Annotated in this window: 20 protein-coding genes; 16 read left to right on the top strand and 4 right to left on the bottom strand. The window is 69.7% G+C overall.

Going from position 1 to position 26809, the window contains the following annotated elements; genetic code table 11:
• Positions 1–42 precede the first annotated feature (42 nt).
• From typA to ACOCEP_RS04860, 5 genes are all read left to right on the top strand, one after another.
• Positions 43–1965, top strand: a complete 1923-nt coding sequence (gene typA / locus ACOCEP_RS04880; protein ID WP_482335972.1) for a translational GTPase TypA — start codon at positions 43–45, stop codon at positions 1963–1965.
• A gap of 616 nt (positions 1966–2581) precedes the next feature.
• A complete protein-coding gene (locus tag ACOCEP_RS04875; RefSeq protein WP_482339583.1) occupies positions 2582–4291 on the top strand; it encodes an ABC transporter family substrate-binding protein in 1710 nt (569 codons plus the stop codon).
• Between the two features lie 287 nt (positions 4292–4578).
• Positions 4579–6384 (top strand): ABC transporter family substrate-binding protein, encoded by a 1806-nt coding sequence (locus ACOCEP_RS04870; RefSeq protein WP_482335970.1) that lies wholly within the window; start codon positions 4579–4581, stop codon positions 6382–6384.
• 180 nt (positions 6385–6564) lie between these two features.
• On the top strand, positions 6565–7581 hold the full coding sequence (locus ACOCEP_RS04865; protein ID WP_034305904.1) for an ABC transporter permease: 1017 nt from the start codon (positions 6565–6567) through the stop codon (positions 7579–7581).
• Positions 7574–8506, top strand: a complete 933-nt coding sequence (locus ACOCEP_RS04860; protein WP_482335969.1) for an ABC transporter permease — start codon at positions 7574–7576, stop codon at positions 8504–8506. Before ACOCEP_RS04865 ends, ACOCEP_RS04860 begins: the two co-directional genes overlap by 8 nt.
• Before the next feature lie 392 nt (positions 8507–8898).
• On the opposite strand, the gene ACOCEP_RS04855 is transcribed toward ACOCEP_RS04860, so the two are convergent.
• Positions 8899–10680, bottom strand: coding sequence for an ABC transporter ATP-binding protein (locus tag ACOCEP_RS04855; protein WP_482335968.1), 1782 nt, complete (start codon positions 10678–10680; stop codon positions 8899–8901).
• A gap of 157 nt (positions 10681–10837) precedes the next feature.
• Between ACOCEP_RS04855 and mshB the strand changes: the two genes are divergently transcribed.
• From mshB to ACOCEP_RS04840, 3 genes are read left to right on the top strand one after another with little or no spacing between them, the layout of a single operon-like run.
• Positions 10838–11680 (top strand): N-acetyl-1-D-myo-inositol-2-amino-2-deoxy-alpha-D-glucopyranoside deacetylase, encoded by an 843-nt coding sequence (gene mshB, locus ACOCEP_RS04850; protein WP_482335967.1) that lies wholly within the window; start codon positions 10838–10840, stop codon positions 11678–11680.
• Positions 11677–12081, top strand: a complete 405-nt coding sequence (locus ACOCEP_RS04845; protein WP_482335965.1) for a hypothetical protein — start codon at positions 11677–11679, stop codon at positions 12079–12081. Before mshB ends, ACOCEP_RS04845 begins: the two co-directional genes overlap by 4 nt.
• Positions 12074–12880 (top strand): hypothetical protein, encoded by an 807-nt coding sequence (locus ACOCEP_RS04840; RefSeq protein WP_482335964.1) that lies wholly within the window; start codon positions 12074–12076, stop codon positions 12878–12880. Before ACOCEP_RS04845 ends, ACOCEP_RS04840 begins: the two co-directional genes overlap by 8 nt.
• Here the strand turns inward: ACOCEP_RS04840 and ACOCEP_RS04835 are convergent.
• The gene (locus ACOCEP_RS04835; protein WP_482339581.1) at positions 12864–13625 is read right to left on the bottom strand and encodes a site-2 protease family protein; all 762 of its coding nucleotides are present in this window, start codon (positions 13623–13625) and stop codon (positions 12864–12866) included. The two genes, ACOCEP_RS04840 and ACOCEP_RS04835, sit on opposite strands and share 17 nt — an antisense overlap.
• A gap of 171 nt (positions 13626–13796) precedes the next feature.
• On the opposite strand from ACOCEP_RS04835, the gene ACOCEP_RS04830 reads away from it, so the two are divergent.
• On the top strand, positions 13797–14180 hold the full coding sequence (locus tag ACOCEP_RS04830) for a WhiB family transcriptional regulator (protein ID WP_007028952.1): 384 nt from the start codon (positions 13797–13799) through the stop codon (positions 14178–14180).
• A 132-nt stretch (positions 14181–14312) separates the two neighbouring features.
• Positions 14313–17585 (top strand): glycosyltransferase, encoded by a 3273-nt coding sequence (locus ACOCEP_RS04825; RefSeq protein WP_482335963.1) that lies wholly within the window; start codon positions 14313–14315, stop codon positions 17583–17585.
• 424 nt (positions 17586–18009) lie between these two features.
• On the opposite strand, the gene ACOCEP_RS04820 is transcribed toward ACOCEP_RS04825, so the two are convergent.
• On the bottom strand, positions 18010–18441 hold the full coding sequence (locus ACOCEP_RS04820) for a metallopeptidase family protein (protein ID WP_016337110.1): 432 nt from the start codon (positions 18439–18441) through the stop codon (positions 18010–18012).
• A 116-nt stretch (positions 18442–18557) separates the two neighbouring features.
• Here ACOCEP_RS04820 and ACOCEP_RS04815 point away from each other — a divergent pair, with 116 nt between their 5' ends.
• From ACOCEP_RS04815 to ACOCEP_RS04790, 6 genes are all read left to right on the top strand, one after another.
• Positions 18558–18911, top strand: coding sequence for a DUF3499 domain-containing protein (locus ACOCEP_RS04815; protein WP_073848429.1), 354 nt, complete (start codon positions 18558–18560; stop codon positions 18909–18911).
• A gap of 72 nt (positions 18912–18983) precedes the next feature.
• Entirely contained in the window at positions 18984–20339 is a 1356-nt protein-coding gene (locus tag ACOCEP_RS04810; protein WP_482335961.1) for a phosphomannomutase/phosphoglucomutase, read from the top strand.
• Positions 20340–20391: 52 nt separating this feature from the next.
• Complete coding sequence (locus ACOCEP_RS04805; protein ID WP_016337108.1) at positions 20392–20613, top strand: Trm112 family protein; 222 nt, start codon at positions 20392–20394, stop codon at positions 20611–20613.
• A complete protein-coding gene (locus tag ACOCEP_RS04800) occupies positions 20597–21688 on the top strand; it encodes a hypothetical protein (protein ID WP_482335959.1) in 1092 nt (363 codons plus the stop codon). The genes ACOCEP_RS04805 and ACOCEP_RS04800 overlap by 17 nt, the downstream gene beginning before the upstream one ends.
• A 66-nt stretch (positions 21689–21754) precedes the next feature.
• Positions 21755–22978 carry a mannose-6-phosphate isomerase, class I gene (gene manA / locus ACOCEP_RS04795; protein WP_482339579.1) on the top strand — a complete coding sequence of 408 codons (1224 nt, stop codon included), beginning with the start codon at positions 21755–21757 and terminating at the stop codon, positions 22976–22978.
• Between the two features lie 197 nt (positions 22979–23175).
• On the top strand, positions 23176–23682 hold the full coding sequence (locus ACOCEP_RS04790; protein ID WP_482335958.1) for a hypothetical protein: 507 nt from the start codon (positions 23176–23178) through the stop codon (positions 23680–23682).
• 41 nt (positions 23683–23723) lie between these two features.
• On the opposite strand, the gene ACOCEP_RS04785 is transcribed toward ACOCEP_RS04790, so the two are convergent.
• Entirely contained in the window at positions 23724–26723 is a 3000-nt protein-coding gene (locus tag ACOCEP_RS04785) for an AfsR/SARP family transcriptional regulator (protein WP_482335957.1), read from the bottom strand.
• Positions 26724–26809 lie beyond the last annotated feature (86 nt).

The raw sequence follows: 26809 nt of genomic DNA, 5'->3' as shown, positions 1-26809 counted from the left end.
CGCGGGCACCACACCCGAACTTGAAACCTTTGGAGCCTTCGCGTGCCCGCAGCCAGCGCCACCGCAGTCGATGCCGGCCGCTCGTCCGGCAAGACCCGGCCCGACCTGCGCAACGTCGCCATCGTCGCACACGTCGACCACGGCAAGACGACCCTCGTCGACGCGATGCTCCGGCAGTCCGGCGCCTTCGAGGAGCGCGCCGAACTCGTCGATCGCGTGATGGACTCCGGGGAGCTCGAGCGGGAAAAGGGCATCACCATCCTCGCGAAGAACACCTCCATCCGGCGCAAGACCGACGAGGGCATGGTGACGATCAACGTCATCGACACCCCGGGTCACGCCGACTTCGGCGGCGAGGTCGAACGCGGCCTCTCCATGGTGGACGGTGTCGTGCTGCTGGTCGACGCCAGCGAGGGCCCGCTCCCGCAGACCCGGTTCGTGCTCCGCAAGACCCTCGAAGCCGGCCTGCCGGTGATCCTGGTCGTCAACAAGACCGACCGGCCCGACGCCCGGATCTCCGAGGTCGTCGAAGAGACCCACGACCTCCTGCTCGACCTGGCCGGTGACATCGAGGACGCCGACCTCGACGCGATCCTCGACCTGCCGGTCGTCTTCGCCTCCGCCCGGTCCGGCAAGGCGAGCCTCGAGCAGCCCGCCGACGGCGCGGTGCCCGAGAGCGAGAACCTCGACCCGCTGTTCGAGACCCTCCTGCGTCACGTGCCGCCGCCCTTCGCCGACCGCGAGGGCCCGCTGCGCGCGCTGGTCACCAACCTCGACGCCTCCAACTTCCTCGGCCGGATCGCGCTGATCCGCATCCACTCCGGCAGCCTGCGCAAGGGCCAGACGGTGGCCTGGATGCGCGAGGACGGCAGCATCCAGAACGTCCGCATCTCCGAACTGCTGGTCACCGAGGCGCTCACCCGCGTCCCGGCGACCGAGGCGAGCGCGGGCGAACTGGTCGCCATCGCCGGCATCCCCGAGATCACCATCGGCGACACCCTCGCCGACGTCGAGAACCCGGAGGCGCTGCCCCGGATCGCCGTCGACGAGCCCGCCATCTCGATGACCATCGGTGTCAACACCTCGCCGCTGGCCGGCCGCAGCGGGGGCGACAAGGTCACCGCCCGCCTGGTGAAGGCGCGCCTCGACCAGGAGCTGATCGGTAACGTCTCGATCCGCGTCCTGCCGACCGAGCGCCCCGACACCTGGGAGGTCCAGGGCCGTGGCGAGCTGGCGCTGGCCATCCTGGTGGAGCAGATGCGCCGCGAGGGCTTCGAGCTGACCGTCGGCAAGCCGCAGGTGGTCACCAAGATGATCGACGGCAAGCTGCACGAGCCGTTCGAGCGGCTGTCGATCGACTCCCCGGAGGAGCACCTCGGCGGCATCACGCAGCTGCTGGCCGCCCGCAAGGGCCGCATGGAGCACATGGGCGGGCACGGCACCGGCCGCATCAAGCTCGACTACGTCCTCCCGGCGCGCGGCCTGATCGGCTTCCGCACCGACTTCCTCACCGAGACCCGCGGCACCGGTATCGCGAACCACGTGTTCGAGGGGTACTTCCCGTGGGCGGGCGAGATCCGCACCCGGCACTCCGGATCCTTGGTCGCCGACCGGTCCGGCCCGATCACCGCGTACGCGATGATCCAGCTGGCCGACCGCGGCACCTTCTTCGTGGAGCCGGGCGCCGAGGTGTACGAGGGCATGGTCGTGGGCGAGAACCCGCGTGCCGAAGACCTCGACATCAACATCACCAAGGAGAAGAAGCTGACCAACATGCGTCAGTCCTCCGCCGACGTGATGGAGACGCTGGCCCGCCCGCGCAAGATGGGCCTGGAGGAGGCGCTGGAGTTCTGCTCCGTCGACGAGTGCGTCGAGGTCGCCCCCGACGTCGTCCGGATCCGCAAGGTCACGCTGGACGTCAACCAGCGCGCCAAGGAGCGCAACAAGATGAAGAACCGCGGCTGACTTCAGACCAGTAGGTACAGAGGACGCGTGTCGTCCCAACGCCGGAGGGCGCCCGCTCACTCACCGTGAGTAGGCGCCCTCTGGCGTTACCGCGGCCAGACGTGGTCACGCACCGTATTCGAGCGGGCGTTCTTCGTTAAAGAAAGGTCCTTTCCCGACAATTCCGAAGGGAAAGCCGAACTCCTTTTCGGACGGTGTTCACAACACCGGAACAGCCCGGACGGAACGGTACCGGAGCGGCCGCGCGCGCCGGGCCGAGAACGCGGATCCGGGCGGGCGCGAAACAAAAACCCCTAAATGCGTCCGGATAGGACTCGCGGTCGCGATCGTTTCGGTCATCAATCGTGCGGTGGCGAACATTCCGGCGGCCGTTCCGGAATGTTCCGGGTTTGCGGAACCGATTGCCGGGAGTGTCGCCGAAAAGCCCCGGCCCGGCAGGAACCCCGGGGGCCTCCCGGACGTCCACCGGAGGAGGACGGCAGCCGGTCGGGCGACGGCCGGGCCGATATGGGAATCTCGCTGCCGAGGCCATGGCGGGCGTGATAGCTCTATGGCGACGAGGCGAGGGACAAACCAGGAGGATCCAGGCGTGCGGTCACGGACCACAGCGGCACCCATGCTGGCGTGCGCGGCGGTGCTCCTCGCCGCCTGCAGCAACACCCCGCCCCCGCCCGTGGTCAGTTCCTCGGCCTCCCCGGTGAGCACGTCGACCACGAAGACGCCTTCGCAGGTGGTCGTGGGTGTCGACGACGTCCTCGGTGGCTACAACCCGCACAATCTCGCCGACGCCTCCCAGGTCACTTCGGCGCTCTCGCAGCTGCTGCTCCCGTCGGTGTTCCGCCCCAAGGACGACGGCAGCGTCGAGCTGGACAAAAGCCTGATGAAGTCCGCCGAGGTCGTGTCGCAGCAGCCGTTCACGGTCGCGTACACGATCCGCCCGGACGCCTCCTGGTCCGACAGCGCGCCGATCGCCGCCGAGGACTTCGCGTACCTCCGCGAGGCGATGCGCGACCAGCCGGGTGTCATCGGCGCCGCCGGCTACCGGCTGATCTCGGACATCCAGTCGCGCGAAGGCGGCAAGCGGGTCGAGGTCACCTTCGCCAAGCCGTATCCGGGCTGGCAGACGCTCTTCGGCAACCTCCTGCCCGCCCATCTGCTCAAGGACGCCCCGAACGGGTGGCAGGGCGCGCTGGCGACGGCGTTCCCGGCCGTCGGCGGCCCGTACTCGATCAAGGGCCTCGACACCGCGCGCGGAGAGATCACCCTGGAGCGCAACGAGCGGTATTGGGAGAAACCCTCCGCGCTCGACCGGATCGTGCTCCGTGCGGCCGATCAGGAGGGCACACTGGCCGCGCTGCGCAGCGGCAACGACCAGTTCGCGATGACCAGGACCGACGGCACCGGCCTCAAACGGCTCGGGGAGCTCGGCTCCGCCGTCCAGCTCCACACGGTCGCGCGTCCCACCGTGGCGCAGATCCTCCTGCGGCCGGTGAGCTCGACGCTGTCGGATCCCAAGGTGCGCGAAGGTGTCACCGCGCTGATCGACCGCGGGAAGCTGATCACCGAGGCGACCGACGGCGGCCCGTCCGACAAGCTCCGCGCCGACGCGCAGCTCCGCGTCCCCTCGGCTCCCGGTTTCCAGCCGACGATCCCGGCCCCCGGCCCGCCGTCCGCGGCCGATCCCGTCAAGGGCGAGGAACTGCTCGAATCCGCCGGCTACACCAAGGAAGCGGGCACCTGGCGCAAGAACGGGAAGAACCTTTCGCTGGTCGTCGCCTCGCCCGCCAAACAGGAGCCGTACGCGACGATCGCCAAGGAGCTGACGGCGCAGCTGGTGGCCGCGGGGATCGAGGTCAACGCGATCGCCCCGCAGCCGAGGGAGCTGTTCTCGACGATGCTGGCCATGCCGGTGCTCGACGGGATCCAGCAGACGACACCGGAGGGCGCGGGCAACGTCGGCATCGACATCGCGGTGATCGGCCAGGTCACCGGCGGCGCGGACGTCGCTTCGGTACTGGCGTCCACCTTCGGCTGCCGTCCCGAGCAGCTCACCGAGAAGACCAAGGCCGTCGCCCCGGGGAACCCGCTGGGCTTCTGCGACCCGGCCCTGCAGCCCTCGATCGACGCCGCGCTGACCGGCGCCACCCCGGCGGCCGACGCGCTTTCGGCCCTGGAACCGGAATTGTGGCGTCGGAATGTTGCCATTCCGTTGTTCCAGCTGGCCGATACCCTCGCCATCGGCTCTGGTATTTCCGGAGTAACCGCAGGTCCTCCTATGGTGGGCCCTTTCGGGTCCGCGGTGAACTGGACGCGGGGGCCGAAGTAGCCGTTTCGAGTCCGAGTCGGACCCTGGCGGGTGACCTTTCCCGGCACGTTCGAGTGGTGGACTGATTCCTCAAGGTAACCACTGTATTTCCTGATGTCAGCCGCAAGTTACCCTTTGGTCACGATCGCCCCGGAACTGGTGACTGTTCGTGCATTTCCTTTCTAGCGTGCACCGGCAGTGCGCCAAATGAGTGTTGCTTGGCGTGTCATAGGCTCCGGGCCATCTCACCGGAGCGGTGTGGGGTCCTGTTCCGATCTCAGGAACCCAGTGCTAGGAGGGCACACTTCATGAGGAAGTCCAAGGCAGTCTCCGCCTGGTCGCTGGTCGCGGCCTCCGCGCTTGTGCTGAGCGCATGCAGCGGTGGCGACAGCGGCAGTACCGACCCCAACGGGTCGTCGACCGACATCAAGAGCATGGCGACCGGCAAGGCGCAGAACGGCGAAAACTTCAAGCTCGCGGACACCCCGGGGTACGAAGGCACCGTCACGGTGGGTATCGACGACGGGTACTCGGGCTACAACAACGACACGCCCGACACCAACACGTCGTACAACACCTACATCCTGACCGCCGTGCTCGCCGGTGCCGATGTGCTCGACGGCAACAACAAGGTGCTGCTGAACAACGACGTGTTCGACTCCTGGGAGGTCACCTCCAAGGCGCCGCAGACCGTCGTCTACAAGATCAAGCCGAACGTCAAGTGGTCGGACAACGAGGCGTTCGACTGCGACGACATGTACCTGTCGTGGCTGGCGCACTCCGGCAAGGCGAAGACCGCCGACGGCAAGCAGGCCTTCCTCGCCGCTTCGACGACCGGCTACCAGCTGATCGACCAGGCGACCTGCAAGGACGACCTGACCTTCGAGACCAAGTACACCGAGCCGTACCTGGACTACAAGGGTCTGTTCAACTCGACCGCGATCATGCCCGCGCACATCGTCGAGAAGAACTCGGGCGTCGCCGACATCACCAAGCTGACCCCGACCGGCGACGCCGCGCAGCTGACGAAGGCCGGTGACTTCTGGACCAACGGGTTCAAGGGCTTCAAGGCCGACGTCATGCCGGCTTCGGGTCCGTACAAGATCACCGCGTTCGACGCCAACCAGAAGGCCGTCACGCTCGAGAAGAACCCGAACTGGATCGGTGGCAAGGGTGGCCCCTCCAAGATCGTCGTGAAGGCGATGGAGGACACCAAGGCCATGGCGACCGCGCTGCAGAACGGTGAGATCGACATCGCCGCTTCGACCCAGCCCGACGCCACCGCGGCGAACACCATGAAGGGCCTCGCCGCCCAGGGCATCACCTACGGTTCGGCCTCGCAGCTGACCTTCGAGCACATCGACCTCAACTACAAGCGCATGTTCAAGGACAAGGACCTGCGCAAGGCGTTCTTCGAGGTCGTCAACCGCCAGGAGATCACCGACAAGCTGCTGAAGGAGGTCCAGGCCGACGCGACCCCGCTGAACAGCATCGTGTTCATGCCGGGCGAGCAGGGCTTCAAGGACCTGTACAGCAGCAAGGCCGGTCTGGGCGCCGAGGCCGCGGCCAAGACGCTGACCGACGCCGGCTGGGTCAAGGGTGGCGACGGCATCTTCGCCAAGAACGGCCAGCGCGCGTCGTTCAAGATCTCGCACAACCAGAACACCCGCCGTCAGCAGACCGTCGAGATCATCATCTCGCAGGCCAAGGCCGCCGGTATCGAGATCACGGACGACCAGGACGCCAACTTCCTGAAGGGTGGCCGTCTCGCGGCCAGCGACTACGACGCCGCGCTCTTCGGCTGGTCCGCCGCTCCGTTCAAGGCCGAGCAGAAGTCGATCTACATCACCCGTGTCGACGACAGCAGCCAGAACTACCAGGGCCTGTCGAACCCGACGATCGACTCGTCCTTCGAGGCGGCCGTGAAGGCCACCGACGAGGCCGTGCAGCTGGAGAACTACCAGAAGGCCGACCAGGCGATCGCGGACGAGTACGCGACGCTGCCGCTGTTCCAGACCCCGTCCATGTGGGCGTTCAAGGGCATCGACCGCACGTACATGCAGTCGTACAACGGTGTCCTGTGGAACGTCGGTGAGTGGGAGCAGAAGAAGTAGGGCCTCCGCCCCGCTTTTTCACCACTCGCTTACGCGATCCTGGTGGTACGGGGCCCGGCCACAAGCCGGGCCCCGTACCCGCCGGAAGTAGCTGTTGACCGTAGGGTTACCGCCACTACGGTGGACAACCGGGCAGCGGTCCAGCACTTCGGCGGCCAGGCCCGGATGAGGAGCAGTTCGTTGAACCTGGTGATCTACATTCTTCGCCGTCTGGCGATATCGATTCCCGTCCTGCTGGTCGGGACTTTCCTGTGTTTCGTCATGGTCGCCGGCACCGGTGACCCGCTCGCCGAGATGAAGAGCAACCCGGCCATGAGCAAGGAAGCCATCGCGCAGATGGCCTCGCAGCTCGGCCTGGACCAGAGCATCGTGCCCCGGTACTTCACTTGGCTCGGCAACTTCGTCACCGGCGACTGGGGCGTTTCCATCGCACAGGGCAACGCGCAGGCCCCGGTGTTCCCGAAGGTCATGGACGCGTTCGAGGTCACCTTGAAGCTCGTCGTCGGCGCCGAGATCCTCGCGCTCGTCCTCGGCGTCCTCGTCGGTGTGGTCGCGGCGGTCAAGCAGTACTCGATCATCGACTACATCGCCACCACGCTGGCCTTCCTGCTGTTCTCGATGCCGATCTTCTGTGTCGCCATCGTGCTCAAGCGCTACGCGATCGAGTTCAACGGCTGGGTCCGGGACCTGGGACTGTCCGATGTGCTCGGTAACCCGTGGATCCGCACCACGAGCCCGGAATCACTGAATTTCGACGGCCCGGGCGGTTTCCTCGCCAGTTATGTCGGCGCGTACCTGCTGCCGACGCTGTCCATCATGGCGATCAGCTTCGCCGCCTACAGCCGGTTCCAGCGCGCTTCGATGCTGGAGACGCTGAACGCGGACTACGTGCGGACCGCGCGTGCCAAGGGACTCGCCAACGGCCGGGTCATCTTCCGCCACGCCTTCCGGAACGCGCTCATCCCGGTGACCACGCTGTTCTCCGTCAACTTCGGTGCCGTGCTCTCGGGCGCGATCATCACCGAGACGGTGTTCAACTGGAATGGCATGGGCAAGCTGCTCGTCGAAGCCGTGACCAAGAGCGACACACAGGTGATGATGGGGTGGCTGGTGCTCATCGCCAGCAGCATCATCGTCGCCAACCTGATCGCCGACCTGATGTACGGCATCCTGGACCCGAGGATTCGCGTTGGCTGACTTGAACTCCCTTATCGCGGCGGAAGGCTCCAAGTCCGCCGACGGCAAGCTCCCGGACGAGGCGCTGCCCGAGCCGCAGAGCCAGGGCAAGCTGGTCCTGCGCAAGTTCCTGCGGCACAAGCTGGCGATGATCTGCACGGCGGTCCTGCTGCTGCTCGTGCTGACCGTGCTGATCATGCCGATCTTCTGGCCGTACAGCTACGAGGACAGCTCGTTCCCGTCCTTCGCCAAGCCCAGCGCGGACTACCCGCTCGGCACGACGCAGGTCGGCAAGGAGATGGTGTCGCAGATCCTGCGCGGCACCCAGTACTCGCTGCTGATCGCGCTCATCGTGTCGCTCGTCGCCACCACCATCGGCACCGTTTTCGGTGCCATGGCGGGGTATCTCCGCGGCTTCACCGACTCGGCGATCTCCCGCGTGACGGACCTGTTCCTGATCGTCCCGCAGATCGCGGCCGCGGCCATCCTGGCCAAGGTGTTCGGCGGCGGAACCTGGTACATCGTCGCGATGGTGCTGGCGGCCTTCGGCTGGATGCCGATCGCCCGTATCGCCAGGGCCGAGTCGATGTCGCTGTCCCAGCGCGAGTTCGTGGACGCCGCCCGCGCGTCCGGCGCCGGGACGTTCCACATCGTGTTCAAGCACCTGGTGCCGAACATGGTCGGCCTCATCACGGTCAACGCGACCCTCGCGATCGCGCAGGCCGTGCTGATCGAGGCGGCGCTGTCGTTCATCGGGCTCGGGGTGCAGCTGCCGGACACTTCGCTCGGCCGCGTCATCCTCGAGAACTACGCACAGCTGCAGGCGCGGCCGGCGCTGTTCTTCGGCCCGTTCATCGTGCTGGTGCTGATCTCGCTGACGATCAACTTCATCGGTGACGGCCTGCGGGACGCTTTCGACCCGCGTCAGCGCCGTCAGAAGGCGTAAGGCCCTCTTCAGCGCGTGAAGGCCCCCTTCCCTCGGCTCAGCCGAGGGAAGGGGGCCTTCACGCGCTTCAGGGCACCGCGGGGTGTCGCGAAAGCCACTTTCGGGACATCAGACGTCGCGAAAGTGGCTTTCGGGACACGCTGCCAGGTCTCTCTAGTGAGGCCTTCACGGGCCGGAAGCCGTAACTCGCGTGCTTGAAGCCGTAACTCGCGTGATTAGAGGCGTAACTCGCACATACGGCCCCAGACACGCGTGATACGCCTCCAGACACGCGAGTTACGCCTTCAATCACGCGTGATGCGGCTCCAGACACGCGAGTGTCGTCCAGATACGCGAAGGCCTCCTTCACCGCGTCCAGCGCGGCGAAGGAGGCCTTCGCGTACGTTCGAGGGTCAGTCGGCCACCGGGGCCAGCTTGCCCGCCTCCCAGGCCGCACGGCGCTCGGCCTGCAGCACCGGGTCCGCGACCGGCGCGGCCGACAGCAGACGACGGGTGTAGTCCTCGCGCGGCGAGTGCAGCACCTGGTCACGCGTGCCGACCTCGACCAGCTTGCCGTGCTGCATCACCGCGACGCGGTCGGCCAGCAGGTCGACGACGGCGAGGTCGTGGCTGATGAACAGGCAGGCGAACTGCAGCGAGCGCTGCAGGTCCAGGAACAGGTCCAGCACCCGCGCCTGCACCGACACGTCCAGCGCCGACGTCGGCTCGTCCGCGATCAGCAGCGCCGGGTCGAGCGAGAGCGCCCGCGCGATGGCGACGCGCTGGCGCTGGCCGCCGGACAGCTCGTGCGGGTACCGGTTGCGGTAGTGGCCGCCGAGCTCGACCTTGTCCAAAAGGGACGCCACGCGCTCGTTCAGGGCCTTGCCCTGCAGGAACTTGTGCAGCACCATCGGCTCGGCGATCGATTCGCCGATGGTCATCTTCGGGTCCAGTGTGGACGCCGGGTCCTGGAACACGATCGAGAAGTAGCGGCGCAGCGGGCGCAGCTCCTTGTTCGACATGTTCGTGATGTCCTTGCCCGCGATCGACACGGTGCCCGCGGTCGGGGTCAGCAGCCGGATCGCGCAGCGGCCGACGGTCGACTTGCCGGAACCGGACTCGCCGACCAGGCCGACGATCTCGCCCTTGGCGATGCTCAGCGAGACGTCGTCCACCGCGCGGTTCTTCGCCTGGCCGCGACGGCCGGGGTACTCCAGCACGAGGTTCTTGATCTCGAGCGCGGGCGCGTTCTCCTCGATCACCGCGGCGAGCTCGGAGTCTTCGAGGCGGATCTCCTCGGCGATCTTCGTGGCCTCGTCGCTGTCGGCGGAGATGCCCTCGTCGTCGAGCAGACGGCGGCCTTCCGGACGCTGGCCCAGCACGGGGACCGCGGCGAGCAGCTTGCGGGTGTACTCCTGCGACGGCGAGGCGAACAGGTCGCGCACCGGCGCCTCTTCGACGATGTTGCCCTGGTACATCACGACCACGCGGTCGGCGAGGTCGGCGACGACGCCCATGTCGTGCGTGATCAGCACGATCGCCGTGTTGAGGGTGTCGCGCAGCTTGCGCAGCAGGCCGAGGATCTCCGCCTGCACGGTGACGTCGAGCGCCGTGGTCGGCTCGTCGGCGATGATGACCTTCGGGTCGCACGAGATCGCCATCGCGATGACGACGCGCTGCCGCAGACCGCCGGAGAGCTGGTGCGGGTACTGCTTGAAGCGCAGCGGCGGGTTCGGGATGCCGACCATCTCCAGCAGCTCGATGGCGCGCTTGTCGGCGGCTTCCTTCGAGATGTCCTGGTGCGAGCGGAGGGCTTCACGCAGCTGCCAGCCGACGGTGTAGACCGGGTTCAGGGCGGTCATCGGCTCCTGGAAGATCATCGCGACCTGGTTGCCGCGGATCTTCTGGAGGTCCTTCTCCTTGAGGTCGGCCAGGTTGCGGTCGCCGAGGCGGAGCTCGCCCGCGATCCGGCTCGTCTTCGGGAGCAGCCCGAGCACCGACATCGAGGTCACCGACTTGCCGGAACCGGACTCGCCGACGACGGCGACGATCTCACCCGGCTTGACGTCGAACCCGATGCCCTTGACGGCGTCGACCACGCCCTCGTCGGTCGGGAACGAGACACTCAGGTCGGAGATGGACAGAACCGAACCCGACACGCCGCCCAGGTCCGACGATGCTGCTTCAGTGCTCACCAAGATGCCCTTCGTGGGGGTACATATGGTCACGGCGCACGGGCCATGACTCGCGCGAGGATAACCGAGAGTCGCCCGACTAAGGTCGGTGCTCAGGGTTTCCGTTCCCGACACCCTATAAAGGAAAGCGCGCCGTGTTCGAATTAGTCTTCAAGCCGTGATCTCCGATCTGCCCAAATTGCTCCTCGTGCACGCCCATCCGGACGACGAGAGCATCACCACCGGTGGAACCATCGCGCGTTACGCGGCCGAAGGCGTCGAGGTGACCGTCGTCACGTGCACTCTCGGTGAGGAAGGCGAGATCATCCCGCCGTCCCTCGACGGTCTCGGCTCGTGGGCTTCCGATCAGCTCGGCGGCTACCGCGCGGGTGAGCTCTCCTCGGCGTGCGCGGCGCTGGGCGTCTCCCGGCACCGCTACCTCGGCGGCATCGGCCGCTGGCGTGACTCGGGCATGGCCGGGACGCCGTCCGCGGCCCATCCGCGCGCGTTCTCCGGCGGCGACCTCGACGAGCAGGCGGCTCAGCTCGCCGAGATCCTGGACGAGGTCCGGCCCCAGGTCGTCGTCACGTATGACGCCTTCGGGGGTTACGGGCACCCCGACCACATCCGCGCGCACGAGGTCACGATGGCCGCCGCGCCCAGGGCCGCGTCGGTCGAGCGGGTCTTCCACACTGTTTCTTCCCGTGACGCCGTCGCGGCGGGGCTCGCCGCGCTGCGCGGACGCTCCTCGTTCCGGGTCCCCGAGGACGGCGAACTGCCGGTGACGCCGGACGAGACCATCACGACCGTCCTCGACGTCGGCGCGCACATCCCGGCGAAGGCGGCCGCGTTGCGGGCGCACGAGACGCAGGTCAGCGTGCCCGCCGCACCGCATCTCGCGGATCACTTCGCGCTGAGCAACGACATCGCGCAGCCGATCACCCCGCACGAGTACTTCGTGCTCGCCCACGGACCGGCCGAGGGCGCCGCGGCCGATCTGTTCGGGGGCCTTTCGAGGTGAACCCGCCGCTCACGTCGCGGCAGCGTCTGCTGCTCGCCCTGCTGACCTTCGACGCGTTCCTGCTCGGCCTCCTCGAACTGTTCTTCCTGCCGCTCCGCCTCGACGGGATCGTGCTGCCGAAGGTCGGCGACGCGCCTCTGCCGGTGACCGTGGTGCTCGCGGTGATCACCACCCCGCTGCTGGTGCGGACGACCGCGAAAGTGGTGCGGCCCTCCTTTTCGGTGATTCCGCTGCTCGTCTGGGTACTAGTCGTACTGGGAATGGGCGCGACCGGCCCCGGTGGTGATCTGGTGCTGATACAGGACTGGCGGGCCTTGCTGCTGATCGGCGGCGGGGCGCTGCCGGGGGCACTGGCCCTGGGGGGCGGTCTCGGCAGGGCGAAGGGAGCCGGCAGTGGGTGAAGCGATTTCGGACCGCCAGGTCGTGGCGGTGTTGCGGCCGTTCGTGCGCGCCTGCGGGCCGATGGTCGACGCGCTGCGTGACGCGGATCCGTTCGGCCTGCAGGCCAGGGGGCGCCGCCACGAGGACCTCGACGGCGTCGAGCCCGGGCTGAAGGACAAGCTGCTCAACGGGATCACCTCGGTCAAGGTGCCCGGCACCGCGGCGTGGGCCGAGATGTCGAACTACCAGCGGACCGACTGGTGGGTGAACCGGGTCGGCCGGTTCACCGCGCTGATCACCGCGATCCCGGGTCTCGGCGGCGCGCTGGCCGACCGGCTGCCCGTGCAGGACGCGCTCGGCTCGGCGGCACAAGGGGTGTTGCTGTGCGCGATCGCGGGGGAGTACGGCGTGACCGACGTCGGCGCCCGGGTCCGGCTGATCGCGTGGGTCCTTTTCGAACGCGACATCGACCCGGTGATCGCGGCGGGCAAACACGCCGAACACGACAAGGCCGCCGAAGACGACGAAGCGGCGAAGCTCACCGAAGAGCTCGACGACGCGAAGAAGAAGCACGGCAAGATCACCCTGAAGGCCGCCGCCGGCACTTTGTGGCAACTCGGCCGGGGGCTGCTGGGCATCGTCGACGAACTGGAGAAGCGCCCCCGGGGCCGCCTTTTCCACCGTGCGCTCGGCAAGCTGCCGGTCGTCGGCATGGCGGGCGACTACCTCGGCGAGCGGTCCGGTCTGAAACGCGTCTGGAAGCGGGCCCACCAGTGGTTCACCGAGCACCCTGAGGGCGAGCTCACTTCCAGAACATGAACGCGTCCTGGCCGTACATGGCCGCGAGCTTGAACCCGCCGATGGTGTCGAAGACCGCGAAGGACCCCTGCCACAACAACGAGCTGGCCCCGGGTACGAGGAACAGCACGGCGAACAGCACGATCGGCGCCCACGGCCGGGCTTTCGCGCCGAACTCCCGCGCGCCGGGCGAGAGGTAGGGCTCGATCGCGCCCCAGCCGTCGAGGCCGGGGATCGGCAGGATGTTCAGGATGAACGTGACGATCTGAAGCAGGGCCAGGAACGAAAGCCCGATCACGAGACCGGCCGACATCGGCACGAGTGCCACGACGAGGGTCAGCGCGACACCGACGCCGAGGTTGCTCAGCGGGCCGGCGAGCGACACCCACGACTGGACTCCGCGCGACCGCAGGCGCCCGTGTTCGATCCAGACCGCGCCACCCGGCAGCGGGATGCCGCCGATGAAGAGGAATACCAACGGCAGGATGATGGAAAGTGCCGGATCCGTGTATTTCCGGACGTCCATGGACAGGTAACCCTTGTGGGCGACGCTGTGGTCGCCGCCGCGGAACGCCACCATCGCGTGCCCGAACTCGTGCAGCGTCAGTGACGCGACCCAGCCGCCGGCGACGAGCAGGACGACGCCGGTGATGATGAGCGGGTCGTACTTCTGGCTGGAAATCGTCGTCGTGTCACCGAAAGCCGCCAGTACACCGCCCAGGGCGGTGACCGCGAGGATGCCGAGGAAGATCGGGCTTGGCCGCACTGCTGATCTCTGCACCCCTCCAGTCTTCCGTATGCCCGATGTGAAGTTGTCGGCGTGTCCCCTTGCGCGATGAGGCGCGAGTATCCCCCGAACTCGCTACTCCGCTTGACCTGACCGCACTACACGGGTGTAATCACAGTGATGTCATTCGTCGCTGGAAGGGGGCGGCGGATGGTGTTTCAACACCGCCAGCCTGGGGAGTGCGTGGACAGCGAGGAGGCGGACGTGCGGTTGGAAGCAGATGGAAGGGAATGGGGGCAAGTCGTGGGTTGGGGTGAGGTCCCGGAGCAGCAACTGGGCGATCTCACCGAGCTTTTCGACGACGCCTCCGCGGAAGAGCAGGACTGGCAGGAACGGGCCCTCTGCGCGCAGACGGACCCGGAGGCGTTCTTCCCCGAGAAGGGCGGCTCCACCCGTGAAGCCAAGCGGATCTGCCTCGGTTGCGAGGTCAAGGACGAGTGCCTCGAGTACGCCCTCGCGCATGACGAGCGGTTCGGTATTTGGGGCGGGCTCTCCGAACGTGAGCGTAGGAAACTGAAAAAGCGAGCTGTGTGACGGCGATCTCCGGCGGCCTGTGCGCCCCGGAGATCGCTTACGCCGCTTCCACATAGTGGGGCCACCAACGGGTGACAGGGTCGCGTCGTAGGGTGGCGGCACTCGACTTCGCCGCCACATCTGGAGTGCCCGTTGTCCCGCACTGCCGCGTCACCTGTGTTGCGCACGGTCCCCGTTCTGGCCATTGTGGTCTGTCACGACGGCGAGAACTGGTTGCCACTGGCGCTTTCCGCGCTGCGGCGCAGCGGAGTCCGGCCGCGGCACATCCTCGCGGTCGACACCGGATCCACCGACGGGACGGCGAAGATCCTCGCCGACGCGGCGTCCGTCGGTGAAGCGCCGGTCTTGGACGGAATTCTCACCCTTACCCGTGAGGTCGGCTTCGGTGCCGCCGTCGGCGAGGCCGTCGAGCACGCCGTCGAACGCTGGGGTGACCCCGGTGGCTGGCTCTGGGTGCTGCACGACGACTGCGCACCCGAACCCGACTGTCTCGAAAACCTGTTGGCAGCGGCCGAAAACGAGCCCGAGGCGGCCGTGCTCGGCCCGCTCGCGGTCGACTGGAGCGACCCGCGGCTCATCGTCGAAGCCGGGTTGTCGACCGACGCCATCGGCCACCGGCAGCAGATCTCGCCGGACGAGAGCGACACCGCCGTGCTCGCCGTGCCGAGCGCGGGATCGCTGGTGCGGCGGGAAGTCTGGCACGAACTCGGCGGCTACGACCCCCGGTTTCCCTTGCTGCGTGAGGATCTCGACTTCGGCTGGCGGGCCAACGCCGCGGGCGGCCGCGTGCTCTCGGTACCCGCTGCCCGGCTCCGGCACGCTCGCGCGCTCAGTACCGGACAGCGCGAACCGGACGCCCTCGGGCTTTCCCTCGCGACGGCGAACCGCGCGCACGGGTTGCGGGTGTTCCTCGTCAACTGCTCCCCACTGTCCTTTTGGTTCGGACTTTTTCGAATTCCGGTGTTCGCGGTGCTGCGCGCGCTCGCGTTCCTGGTGTTGCGGCGCACCGGCGAGGCGGGCGCGGAACTCTCGGCCGCCTGGTACCTGCTGCGCGGCCGCGGCGGACTACGCGCCGCTCGCGCCGAACGCCGGAAGACCGGCAAGCCTGGCCGGGTACGCGGGCTGTTCACCGGCCGGACGACGCGGGTGCGCAACGCGGTGCGCGCCGGTGTCGTCGGCCTCGTCCGGCGTGGTGTGGAACGGGATTTCGCCCTCGGGACGGTGCCGGAGAGCGTCGATCAGGAAGGGGCCTGGATCCCGCCGGAGGCGGTGAAGGCGGGACAGGACCGCCCGGTCGGTCCCGGGGCGCTGCCGGCGGGGGCGATGCGCGGTGTCGGCTCGCGGGGGACGGGGCTGCGGCGGCCGAGCGGGGTCGTCGCGGTGGCGGTGCCCGAGAAGTCCGTGGCGGACGGGCCGAAACCGTCGCCGGTGCCGCGGGACGGCGGACGGCGGCCGGAACCGGAACTGGTGTTCGTCGAAGTCGACCGGAAACGCGTGCTCGGCGCGACCGTGTTCGCCCCGCCGGTGATCGTGCTCCTCGTGTTGACCGCCCTCGCGTTCGTGATCAACGGTTCCCGGCTGGGGCTGGATCTCTTCGGCGGGAAACTGCTGCCGGTCGGCGGGCTCGGCGAGATCTGGTCGTCGTATCTCGCGCCGTGGCACGCGATCGCGGGCGGGACGGCGAGCCCCGCGCCCGCGACGCTGCCGGTGCTGGGGACGCTCGGCGCGGTCTTCGCCCCGATCGGTGGGCCCGCGGCGCTGGTCGCGATCCTGCTGATCGGTGACATCCCGCTCGCCGCGCTCAGCGCCTACGCCGCCACTCGGCACCTTCGCGTGCGTCGCTGGGTCCGGGCCGTCGTCGCGGCGGCGTACGGCGTGCTCCCCGCGGCCACCGCTTCGGTCGCGCAGGGCCGGCTCGACGTCGTCGTCGTACATCTGCTGCTGCCCCTGGTGATCGCGGGCCTCGTCGGGCTGCTGGTGCGCGCGGACTCGCGCTGGCTGCACGTTTCCGCGCTGAGCGCGATCGGGCTGGCGCTGATCGGCGCCTTCTCACCGCTGGCGCACGCGCTGGCGCTGGTCGGGTTGCTGATCGGGTTCGTGGTGCTGCCGTCGCCGACCGGGCTCGCGCGGCGGATCGCTTCGGTCGGCATCGTGGTGTTCCTGCCGCTGGCGTTGCTGCTGCCGTGGCCGAGTGTGCTGCTGCGCCATCCGGAACTGCTGCTGCACGGGCTCGGCGGTGGTGCCACGGCCGCGTCCGGTGCCGATCTCGCCGGGCTGGACCCGGGCGGTCCCGGCGCGTGGCCGATCGGGGTGGCGCTGGTCGCGGCCGCGATCGTCGCGCTGGTGGTCCGGCCGTCGAAGGGCGCCGCCGGTGGTGTCGCGGTCGTCGTGCTGGGTGTGCTCGGGCTCGGGGCGGTGCGGTTCGTGGCCGTGACGCCGATGTCCGGCGGCGCGCACGCGACCGGATACGCCGGGGTGCCGCTGCTGGTGATCAGCGCCGGACTGCTGTGGACGGTGCTGGCGACCTGGCAGCGGGGCGGATCCGGGGTCGACCCGGCGCCCTGGCTGGCGAAGGTCACGGCCGTGGCCGGGGTGCTCGTGCTGCTGGCGCTGGCGACCGGCGCGGTCGTCGCCGGGCGGGAAGGGCCTCTGCGGGCGGGCGAGCGACCCTCGCTGGCTCCGGAGATCTCGGCGGAACTGGCCGCGAGCGGCCGTTCGGTGCTGGTGATCGGGGACGTCGCCCGGCAGACCGGTGGGCGGTTGCCGACTTTCGGCGACGACGAGTTCGCGCCGACGCCGGGAAGCGCGGATCGGCTCGCCTCGTGGCGCCGGGACCTCCTGCAAGGCTCGCCGGACGCCGTCAAACAGGCCTTCGCGGCGGCTCTGGCGTCGGGCGCTTCGTATGTGGTGCTGCCCGGCGGCGCCGACGGTGGTGCTTTCGTCGAACTCGCGCGTGACCTGGTCGCTCCGGCGGCGCCGACCTCCGACGGGCGGCCGGTGCTGCGGTTGCTGCCCGCCGGTGGGCAGGTGGCGTTGATCTCGCCGGAACTGGCGCAGGCGGCCGTGACCGGGAAGGGCGCGCCGGGGGCGTCGCCCGGGGTGGCGCCGGTGCAGGCCGGGCTGCCGGACGTACGGGTGCGCGTCTCGGAGGGACCGACCGGGCGGCTGCTCGTGCTGGCCGCGGAGTTCGAGGCGGGCTGGCAGGCGAGCGTGGACGGCAAGGCCGTGCCGATCGTGCGGGCGTGGGGGCATCAGGTGGCGGTCTCGGTTCCGCCGACGCCGTCGGAGGTCGTGGTGGAGCACCAGGGGACGACGCGGAATCTGCTGCTGCTGGCGCAGGTGGCGGCGGTGTTGTTCACGTTGCTGACGGCTGTGCCTACGCGGCGGCGTACTTCGGTTTCTTGAGCTTTGGGTGGTTGGCTTCGCTTGGGCTGGGTGTCCTGGCTCCGCTTGGGCTGGGTGTCCTGAAGGCCCCCTTTGAGACGTTGGGCGTCTCGAAGGGGGCCTTCAGGACGCTTCTGCGGTCGGCTCCGCTTGGGCTCCGATGTCCCCAATGTGGCATTGGGGTCACTGAGCGTCCCCAATGCCACATTGGGGACACTCCGGGCGCGCTGCTGGGCTCCCATCCTCAGCGACCCAAATGCGACCGCGGCAACCCCTACGGAGGCCTCGCCCCAGGAGTTGTCCACAGCCCATTCCCCTTGTGGACAACTTCGCCCTCCGGCATCGTTTCCGCAGGTCCCGTCGCCGCCTCGCGATACACTGGGCTGGGGACGCCCCCCGGGGAAGGGCGGGGGCTGGGCCGGGGGAGCGAGCGCGGAGGTGAGGGTTATTCGCCTTCGATGACGTCGGGTTCGACGCCCAGGTAACCCGCCACCTGTTCCACGAGGACGTCGTGCACGAGTTCCGCGAGTTCGCCGGGGTCCTTCGCGCGCGCTTCGAGCGGGCGGCGGTAGAGGACGATCCGGGCCCGCGTCGGGAGCCCCGCGCGGTCGACGCCGGCGGGCACGAGCCGCGAGAGCGGGACGGCGCCGTCGTGCAGCACGCCGTCGACTCCGGCCGGTGCGCCATCCGAGCGAACTTCGGGAACGTCGTCGACGGCGACGTCGAGCTTCGTCAGCTCGTGCCGCCACCGCGCTTCGATCGGTTCGAGCGCGTCCAAAACCAGCGCGTCGAACCTTTCCGCCCTGCTAGCGGCGGCGGGAAGGGTCGACGGATACAGCGCTCCACGCAGGCCCCGGCCGTGCCGGTCCCGTCGCATCCGCCGTCGCTGTCGGGAATCACGAGCCGTCGCCACGAACCGAAGGGTACGCGCTCGGCGATTCAAAGCGCGTGTCGCCGGTACGCCCGGCTCGCGACGCGCTATCGTTCTCGATCGTGCGGAGCGTACGAAAGTGTTCGCGAACGGGTTGTCTCGAACCCGCTGTCGCCACGCTCACGTATGCCTACAGTGACTCGACAGCCGTAGTGGGCCCGCTGGCCACCGCGAGCGAGCCGCACTCCTACGACCTCTGCGAGGCACACGCCCTCCGGCTGACCGTGCCCAAGGGCTGGGAAGTCGTCCGCCACGAAGGTGCCTTCGCCGCCCCGGACCCGTCCGCCGACGAGCTGACCGCGCTGGCCGAGGCCGTGCGCGAGGCGGGCCGGTCCGACAAGCCCGCCCCCGAGCCCGAACCCGAGGGACCCTCGGGCAGGCGCGGCCACCTGCGCGTCCTGCCCGGCCGCGCCTGACGCGAGGGCTCGCCGGTAGGCTTTCGAGCGCGCCAGAGGGCGTTGTAACGAGACTATTGGCGGGGAGCAGGCGTGCCAGACCTTTCGGGCATCGTGAAGGCCTACGACATTCGCGGCGTGGTCGGTGAGCAGCTGGACGCGGCACTCGTCCGCGACCTCGGATCGGCGTTCGCCCTGTTGATCAAGCCGGAGTCCGACTCCGTGGTGATCGGCCACGACATGCGCGACTCCTCGCCCGAGCTGTCCGCCGCCTTCGCCGACGGCGTGACCTCGCAGGGCCTCGACGTCGTGTCGATCGGCCTCGCCAGCACCGACCAGCTGTACTTCGCGTCCGGCTCGCTCAACTTGCCCGGCGCCATGTTCACCGCCAGCCACAACCCGGCGAAGTACAACGGCATCAAGCTGTGCCGCTCGGGCGCCGCGCCCGTCGGCCAGGACTCCGGTCTCGCGGAGATCCGCGACACCGTCGAGCAGGGCGTGCCCGCCTTCGAGGGGCAGCGCGGTTCGGTGACCGAGAAGGAGGTCCTCGCGGACTACGCGGCGTACCTGCGCAAGCTCGTCGACCTGTCGGGCAGCCGCCCGCTGAAGGTCGTCGTCGACGCCGGCAACGGCATGGGCGGCTACACCGTGCCGACGGTGTTCGCGGGCCTGCCCCTCGAGGTCGTCCCGATGTACTTCGAGCTCGACGGCAACTTCCCGAACCACGAGGCCAACCCGCTCGACCCGAAGAACATCGTCGACCTCCAGGCGAAGGTGCGCGAGGAAGGCGCCGACGCGGGTCTCGCCTTCGACGGCGACGCGGACCGCTGCTTCGTCGTCGACGAGCGCGGCGAGCCGGTCTCGCCGAGCGCCATCACCGCGCTGGTCGCGATCCGGGAGCTGGAGAAGGAGCCGGGCGGCACCATCATCCACAACCTGATCACGTCGAAGGGGGTCCCCGAGATCGTCGCCGAACACGGCGGCAAGCCGGTGCGGACCCGGGTCGGGCACTCGTTCATCAAGGCCGAGATGGCCAAGACCGGCGCGATCTTCGGCGGAGAGCACTCCGCCCACTACTACTTCCGCGACTTCTGGCGCGCCGACACCGGCATGCTGGCCGCGCTGCACGTCCTCGCCGCCCTCGGCGAGCAGGCCGGTCCGCTGTCCGAGCTGACGGCGGAGTACTCGCGCTATTCGGCCTCCGGTGAGATCAACTCCACCGTCGACGACCAGGTCGCCCGCATGATCGCGGTCAAGGACGCGTTCGCCGCCCGCGACGGCGTCGAAATCGACGAACTGGACGGGCTCACCGTGCAGCTCCCCGGCGGTGGCTGGTTCAACCTGCGCCCGTCCAACACGGAGCCCCTGCTTCGCCTGAACGTCGAGGCCGCCGACGCCGAGGCCGTCCGGGCGCTGACCGAAGACGTATTGGCGATCGTCCGTGGGTAACGAATGTGTCGTGAAAACACACATAGAGTCGTCCCACAGGTAGGGAGTAAGCATGGCCGTCACGTTCGACGCACAGTTGCTGGAGATCCTGGCCTGCCCGTCCCCCGATCACGCGCCGCTGCGGCCGGGGACGGCGGCCGATCCTGAGGCCGACGCACTGACCTGCACGGAATGCGGTCGCGTGTATCCGGTCCGTGATGGAATCCCGGTACTGTTGCTGGACGAAGCCACCGAGCCGACGACCCCGGATGGCGCTCATGCCGACGGTCCCTGACGATTCCCTGCTCGACGATCCCGCGAGGCTGGCCGAGGCCGACACCGCGGGGCTTCTCCGTGCCGCCGCGATGGCGGGCGCCCAGGTCCGGGCGACCGCCGAAGCCGCGGCCGAACTCGAGCTGAGCGATCGCCTGGACGTCGGGCGCCCGCGTTCGCTCGTGCTGATCGACCGGCCGGGCGTGAGCCGGACGCTGACCCGGCTGGTCGCCGCGCTCCTGACCCCGTCGTGCCCGGTGCCGGTGGTCGTCGCCGAGGTCGTGCCGAGCTGGATCGGCGCGCTCGACGTGGTCTTCGCGCACACCGACGACGCCGGCGACCGCGAGCTGGCCGCCTCCCTGGAGCGCGCCGCCCGCTTCGGCGCGACCGTCGTGCTGTCCGCGCCCGCCGAAGGCCCGGTCGCGGCCTCCGTCGCGGGCAAGGGGTTGCTGCTCGCGCCGAGGCTCCCGGTCCCGCCGGAGATGGCGTTCCCGCGCGGGCTCGCCGCCGCGCTGCTCACCGCGAACGCGCTCGGCCTGCTGGTGGCCGACCTGGAACAGCTCGCCGACCACCTCGACGCCGAGGCCGAGAAGGACTACCTGGCCAGGGATTCGTTCGCGAACCCGGCCAAGGCGATGGCCTTGAAGCTGGCCGAGCGCCAGCCGCTGTTGTGGGGGCTGGACCCGGTCGCGGTCGCCGTCGGCGAGCACGCGGCACACGCGTTCGCCGCGCACGCCGCCGTCGTCTGTGACGTGGAGGACTACCGCCAGGCACTGGCCAGGCCCGCTTTGCGGCGGGCGGCGTTGTCCGGCGGCGCGGAGCGCGATATCTTCGCGGACCCGGACGAGGACGCCGGCCCCACACCGAGGGTGTTGCTCCTCTCCGTTCGCACCGGGCCCGCCGCCGAGGCGGCCCGCTACCAGGCGGAAGACCTGCTGCCCGGCGGCGACGTGATCGCCCCGGCCGAAGAGATCGAAACGGACGAGATCGTGCGTGCGGCCGTTCTCGCGCTCCGGTTCGAGCTGGCCGCGGTCTATCTGGGGCTGGCCGTGGGCAGCATCGGCGGCGCCGGGAGGTACACGCCCGCAACGGCGTGAGTCCCGAGCGCGACGTAAGCAATGAGGGCCGGCACCACCCGTGCCCGGCGAGGAGTTGAGGTGACAGTGGAGCTGCTGCGCAATGCCGTGCGGCCCTACGCGTGGGGGTCCAGGACGACGATCCCCGAGCTGCTGGGGCGTCCGGTGCCGGCGCCGCACCCGGAGGCGGAACTGTGGATGGGCGCCCACCCCGGCGACCCGTCCCACGTCATCGGCCCGGACGGCACCGAGCGGAGCCTGCTGGAGCTCGTCGAAGCCGACCCGGTCGGCCAGCTCGGCACGACCTGCGCCGGCCGCTGGGGCGGCAGGCTGCCGTTCCTGCTGAAGATCCTCGCCGCCGAAGAGCCGCTTTCGATGCAGGCGCACCCGTCGGCCGCGCAGGCGGCGGAGGGCTACGCGCGCGAGGAGTCGGCGGGGATCCCGCGCGACGCCTCGAACCGCAACTACCCGGATCCGACGGCGAAGCCGGAACTCGTCTGCGCGCTGACGGAGTTCCACGCGCTGGCGGGCTTCCGCGACCCGGAGCGCACGATCTCGCTGCTGAAGGCGATCGAGACGCCCGGGCTGGCGAAGTACGCGGTGTTGCTGGAGGCCCAGCCGGATCCCGCCGGGTTGCGCGCGCTGTTCACCACCTGGATCACCTTGCCGCAGGCCGCGCTCGACGAACTGCTGCCCGAAGTCCTCGATTCGTGCGTGAAGCACGTGCGGGAACGCGGCGAGTTCGACGTCGAATGCCGCACCATCCTGGAGCTCGGGGAGTCGCATCCCCGGGACGCGGGGGTGCTCGCGGCGCTGCTGCTCAACCGGCTCACCCTCAGCGCGGGCGAGGCGATCTACCTGCCCGCCGGGAACCTGCACCTGTACCTGCACGGCACCGCCGTCGAGATCCTGGCGAACTCGGACAACATCCTGCGCTGCGGGCTGACCCCGAAGCACGTCGACGTGCCGGAGCTGTTGCGCGTCGTCGACTTCGCGTGCGGCGAGATGCCGGTCCAGAGCGGTGTACGCGAGGAGCGCATGTCGGTGTACCGCACCGACGCGCCGGAGTTCGAGCTGTCGCGGATCGAATGGGAGGCCGGGGACGGCGGCGAGGTCGCCGTGCACGACGTCGGCCCGCAGATCCTGCTGTGCACGGCGGGGAGCCTGCTGGTGACCGCCGACGACGGCGAGCAGGTCGAACTCCGCCGCGGCCAGTCGGTGTGGCTCCCGGCCGCCGACCCCGCCGTCCGGGTGCGGCCGCTTTCCGGCGAGCGCACCCAGGTGTTCCGCGCCACCGCCGGCACCTGCTGATCCCTCTCCCGCGTTTCGTCCTCTAGTTGCGGTACTTGCGTGTGCAAGTACCGCAACTAGAGGACGAAACGCGTGGGGGAGGGCTTGGCCGAAGTGTGTGCGTTCCGTGTGGCGGGTTCCGCAACTATCGCCCGAAGGGGTGACCCGGCGCTTGGCGTCGGCTCGTCCCGGATGTCGATAGCCAAGGAGCAGCAGTAGTGACTTCCCATCCCGACACGGCGAGCGGACGCGCTTTCCGGGTGCCGGTCTCCGTGCGCCCCACCGTCTTGCTCGCCGCGCTCGGAGCCGCCGTGGTGACCGTGCTCGTCCCGGTCGTCGACCTGGTGCTCCCGCTGCCGAGCGGCCAGGACCTGGTCGGTTCCGCGCAGGCGATGGCGGGGCTCGCCGGTGACGCGATCGAGTCGGTCAAGGCCGCGGGGAGCGGCCTGCGGGAGCTCGCGGTGGGCGCGGAGAGCAGGCTGAACCTTCCGCTGGTCGTGCTCGTCTCGCTCGGCGCGCAGGTGCTGCTCACGGCCGCGCTGGTGGTGACGGGCACCCAGCCTGTCCGCGTCATGCTGACCGTCGCCGGGCTGATCAACGTGTTCGCGGTCTCGCGACTCGGGGCCGCCACGCCGCCGGTGTGGGACGCCGTGGCCAACGGCATGCTGGCGATCGCGCTGGCCTGGTTCTCCGCCGGACGGCGGGAACCAAGGCGCGTCCTGTGACTTCCGGGTGGTGCCCGTCTGAGGGGTCGGGCACCACCCGGTCAGGCCGGGGCGGGTTCGGTGAGCGACAACAGCAACCGGACGAGGGTCGAAGCGTTGGCGTCGTGGGGGACTTCCAATCGCTTCGCCTCTTCGCCCGCCGCCTCGGCCGCTTTTGTTTCCCCGACGGCCTCGTACGCCCTGCGCAACACGTGCAGGGTGAGGGCCGTCGCGGGTTTCCCGCCCATGGCGCGGAATTCGCCAAGGCAGTGGCGCAGCACGGGAATCGCGCGATCGGCTTGCCCGTCGCCGATCCAGCTCGCGGCGATCGCGCGCGTGCAGGAAAGCTCTCGCGGACGTTCTTCGAGCGCTCCGGCCAGCCGTCGCGCGTGCTCGTAGGCCGCCACCGCGGCGTCCCGCCGTCCGGCGCCCGCGAGGATCGCGCCCTGGGTGCGCAACGACTTCGCCAGCGCCGATTTCGCCGTCGTCCGCCGCAGCACCCGGACCGATTCCTCGATCGTCTCCAGGGCGTCGGCCGGGCGCCCGTCGAGCATCAACGACCACGAAAGCCCTTGCAGGGCAACACCGAGCTGACGTTCGTCGCCGCGCTCCCGCGCGTGGCCGAGGCTGCGCCTGTCGATCTCCAACGCCTCGGAGATCTTGCCGAGCCGGTGCAGCGCCGCGGATTCCGCCTGCCGCGCGTACGCCCCGCTTTCCTCCACAGTGGACAGTTCGCGGGCCTGGGTGGCGGCGTGGAGGGATTCGCCCGCCCTGCCGAGCCCGACGAGGCAGCGCGCCAGGTTCGTCTCGACCCACGCCTGCGCGGAGATATCGCCCAGCTCCGCCAATTCCTTCGAACATCCGCGGTAGCCCTCGGCGGCGAGCTCGTACTCGCCGCGAACGTGCAGCAGCACCGCCAGGTTCGCTTCGGCGATCACCACGATGTGCCGGTCGCCCGCCTCGCGGGCGGCGTCACGCAACGTCTCGTACGCCGTCCGCATGTCGGTGTAGTGACTGTGGAGGTACAGGTACGCGCTCAGTCTTTCCAGTATCCGCAACGCTTTCCGCCGCCAGCCGATGGCGCACAGCGAGGAGACCGCGGCGACCAGGTTGGCCCGCTCCACCGAGAACCAGGTGCCGGGGTCGCGCAGCAGCCGCTCGACGAGCTCACCGGCCAGCGGTTGCCTGGGTACGTCGTGATCCGACAACGGCATCGGCACCGTCCTCGGCAGGCGGCGGGCCGCCGTGTCGGCCAGGCACAGCGCCGCGTCCGACACCTTCGCGACCGTCGCCACCCGCTGGTCGTGGGTCTCCAGCTCCCGGCCGAGCTCCGTGGCGAACACGCGGATGAGGTCGTGCACGCGGAACCGCTGCTCGCCCGTCGGATCGAGACCGGTGGCTTCGAGCAGGCTGGCCTCGACGAGTTCGTCGATGGCATCGTCGGCGCCTTCGTCATCGATCAGTGTCGTCACCGCCCACGCGGGCAGGTCGAGGGTGCGGCAGCGGCCGATCAGCCGGAACGCGCGCCGCGCCGCCGGGCTCAGCGCCTGATAGCTCAACGCGATACTGCCGCGGACCTGGAGGTCGCTGACCTGGAGCTCGTCGAGCCGGGAGACCTCGTCCTCCAGCTTCCCGGCGAGCTTCCCGAGCGGCAGACCGGGCCGCATCGCGAGCCTGCTGCCGGCGATCCGCAAGGCCAGCGGGAGATTTCCGCAGGCCTTGGCGATCCGTTCCGCGTCGGCGCTTTCGGCGCCGACCCGCTCCGGCCCGGCCAGCCGCGCCAGCAGGGCCATCGCCTCGGTGCCGGACAGCGGCGCGAGAGGGAGCCGATCCGCCCCCGCGAGCCCGGAAAGCCGCCGCCTGCTGGTGATCAGCACCGCGCTGCCCGGCGTTCCCGGCAGGAGCGCGCGAACCTGCTCGGGGCTCGCGGCGTCGTCGAGCACCACGAGGACCCGCCGATCGGCGAGGCGGCCTCGATAGACCGCCGCCCTGGCCTCGACGTCGTCCGGGATGGCGGGCCCGGTGACGCCCAGCGCGCGCAACAGGTCCCCGAGGACGTCGGCGAGTTCGCGCGGGTCGGAGGCGCCTGCCAGCGGGACGAACAGCTGACCGTCCGGAAAGGACCGGCGGAGCCTGTGCGCGGTGCTGACCGCGAGTGTCGACTTGCCCGCCCCCGGTTCGCCGGTGATCACCGCGACCGGGACACCGGTGGCCTCGCCGAGCAGCGCGGAGAGCCGCGCGATCTCGCTCTCGCGGCCGGCGAGATCCGCGATGTCCGGCGGCAGCTGGCAGATCGGGAAGACCGGCGCAGCCTTGGCCGCGGGCACCGGATCCTCGCCGCGCAACACGGCGGCGTGCACCCGGCGGACCTCGGCGCCGGGCTCCACGCCGAGCTCCTCGACGAGCGTGGCGCGCAGGTCACGGTGGACGGCCAGCGAATCGGCCTGCCGCCCGGCGCGGTGCAGCGCGATCATCAGCTGCGCGGCCAGCCGCTCGCGCAGTGGATGCTCGGTGATCATCGCCTGGAGCTCGCCGGTGAGCTCGCCGTGCCTGCCGTCGGACAGTTCGGCGTCGACACAGTCTTCGAAGGCGGCGAGGCGTTCCGACTCCAGCCGGGCGACGTCCGCGTCGAGGCGGGGGATGTGCAGCCCGGAAAGGACCGGGCCGCGCCATTCCGCCAGCGCGCGGCGGTAGTGCCCCGCCGCGGCCGCCGGATCGCCCGCCCGCGCCGCCGCCTTCCCCGCCGCCGCGGCTTCGCGGAAGGACAGCAGGTCGAGGTCGGCCGGCTCGACCACCAGCCGGTAGCCGTGCGGATCGCGCTCGATCTCCAGGCCGTCGAACCGGGCCCGCAGACGAGAGACGTACGTGTGCAGATTCGAGGAGTACGACTTCGGTGGCGTGTCCGGCCAGAGCGTCTCGACCAGCGCGTCGACCGGGACGGACGAGTTCGCGTTCAGGAGCAGGACGGCCAGCAGGGCGCGCTGGTGCTCGCCGCGCGGCGTCGTGTGCCGCCCGGGCGGGCTCTCGATCGTCAACGGTCCGAGCACGCCGAATCGCGGCACGGGCACCTCCCCAGGTCATGAGAGGGGCGAGACTAGCGAGAGGGCCCGACAATTCTGTGACCTGTCCCGCCCGCCGTGTCCGGGCT

It is taken from the genome of Amycolatopsis sp. CA-211722 (assembly GCF_056828465.1).
Note: the sequence above shows the minus strand (reverse complement) of the source record. Positions and strands in the feature narration are given on the sequence as shown.